The following is a 1,802-nucleotide window of genomic DNA, read 5'->3' as shown; positions in this document are numbered from 1 at the left end:
GGTAACGTCAAAAGTTCTATGAAAACCGTGGTTCAGGAAGGGGTGTGACTGCTACCGAGAAAGTGATCGCTAGTATTAGCTCATTTAACGATATTGGTGCCACACTCACACTGCTTAAGTTCGGTTATAGTCGTTTATAAGTAGCACAAAACAAGCCTACAGCTCGCTAAATTTTGAACTTAGACTGATTCTGATTCAGGCTGGTTGCGCAGTCGGTAATTGTTTTTGCGCCAAATCAATCAGCGCCAGCCACTTATCGTACATGCGGGGCTTATCTTGCAATTCGGGTAAGGACACCGGCACCTGATAATCGAGCGCTTCATGTGGCCGTAAAAAGTTATAAGCAGCCGAATATAAGGCCGTGTAACTAGCTGAGCCAGTTGGTGAACCAAAACCAGTACTGGCACGGTAATTACCTTTAAAACTGCGATTTAAGCGTTCGATTGTTTGCTTCAAAAAACGATATTCCGTGGTGATCGGATCTTTATTGGTCAAGCCAACGACTTGTTTGATTTTAAAGTTGATGCCATGTTGGGCAAAATAAATTTGTGCGACTTGGTAGATTGGATTGGCGTCGACGACGAACTGCAGGTTATCTGGCACTACTGTCATTTTCTGTAACACTTGATTAATGGCGATCACGGCTGATTCAGTCGTCCGTTGCGGCGTGATGTAATCGGCGAGGATCAACTTGCGCTTGGCATCGTAAAAGTAAAAGATATAGTTCCACTTACCCTTGACCTTGACGTAGGTCTCATCACCGACTAACTGATTGGAAAGTTGGTAAGGATAGTTCGCCCAGAACGGGCGAATGATCGTTGCGACTGCTTGCTCATAGTTGTGAATCGTCTGATGTGAGAGTTTAACGCCGTGAACGTCGTACATCAGTGCGGCCGTTCGCCGTGCAGACAGACCGTAGTTGATGTGGTAGGTCAAGACTAGCCCTAAAACTTCGGGACTGGCCTGGATCTTACTAAGATCAACCTTAGTTTGGAGCGGTGATTCTGGCGCTAGACCTTTGAGCTCGAATTTGAAATTACGAAAAGTATAACGGACTTTAAAACTGGACGGTTGGGCCGCAAATTGCTTCAGTTCTGTCGCTGAAAAGTGGGCGATTTGATCTAGGCGATAAGGACATTGATCATTGCCACAGTACAGCACATCAAAATTACTACGATGATGATGCAGGCCTAAACGGTTATTGCAATAAGGGCAGCGCAAGACTACTTCTTTACTTTTCTTGGCATCACCGTTTTGAAAGCGGAAAGCACAAACCTTGCACTTAAGTTGATTACCCTTGCCGTTATTGGCATATAGGTAATCGCTTGGCGCTGAACAACGTGGACAAGTTTGGTCCTGAAACCTGATCACGGCGTCAGCACGGCGACGAATTGGCTTTAGTTCGCGGCCAGTTTTGATTATGTGCTCATCTAATAGCTGTTCAAAGTTAAGCGGCTCAGGTCCAATATCAGCTGCTAATAGCGGCAATTTATCGTCAACTTGGAACTGATTGAATCGTTTAAAGATTGGTTTGTCAGCTTTTGGTAAGCGCGAATGATCAAAGATATCTGCCAACTGGACTAACAAAAGTAAAATAAATTGATGTTGTCGCTTGATTACTTGAAGTAAATAAGTTAATAATAGTGTAAGCACTCGAATGCCTTCTTTCTCGCTTTCTTGTTGGTTGCACACCAAGGATAACAGAAAAAGACATCCGGGTGTTTTTCTTTACACTCAGATAAATAAAAACAATTAGTAACGATAATAAAAACAAGGTAAATTAGGGTACGTTTGACAGTACC

Annotated in this window: 1 protein-coding gene; it reads right to left on the bottom strand. The window is 43.6% G+C overall.

Annotated elements, in window-relative coordinates:
- Nucleotides 1–195: 195 nt before the first annotated feature.
- Nucleotides 196–1,653 (bottom strand): DDE-type integrase/transposase/recombinase, encoded by a 1,458-nt coding sequence (locus FC24_RS04615; RefSeq protein ID WP_057873712.1) that lies wholly within the window; start codon nucleotides 1,651–1,653, stop codon nucleotides 196–198.
- Nucleotides 1,654–1,802 lie beyond the last annotated feature (149 nt).

The sequence above is a fragment of the Loigolactobacillus rennini DSM 20253 genome (assembly GCF_001436505.1).
In the GTDB taxonomy this organism is placed as follows: Bacteria; Bacillota; Bacilli; order Lactobacillales; family Lactobacillaceae; genus Loigolactobacillus; species Loigolactobacillus rennini.
Note: the sequence above shows the minus strand (reverse complement) of the source record. Positions and strands in the feature narration are given on the sequence as shown.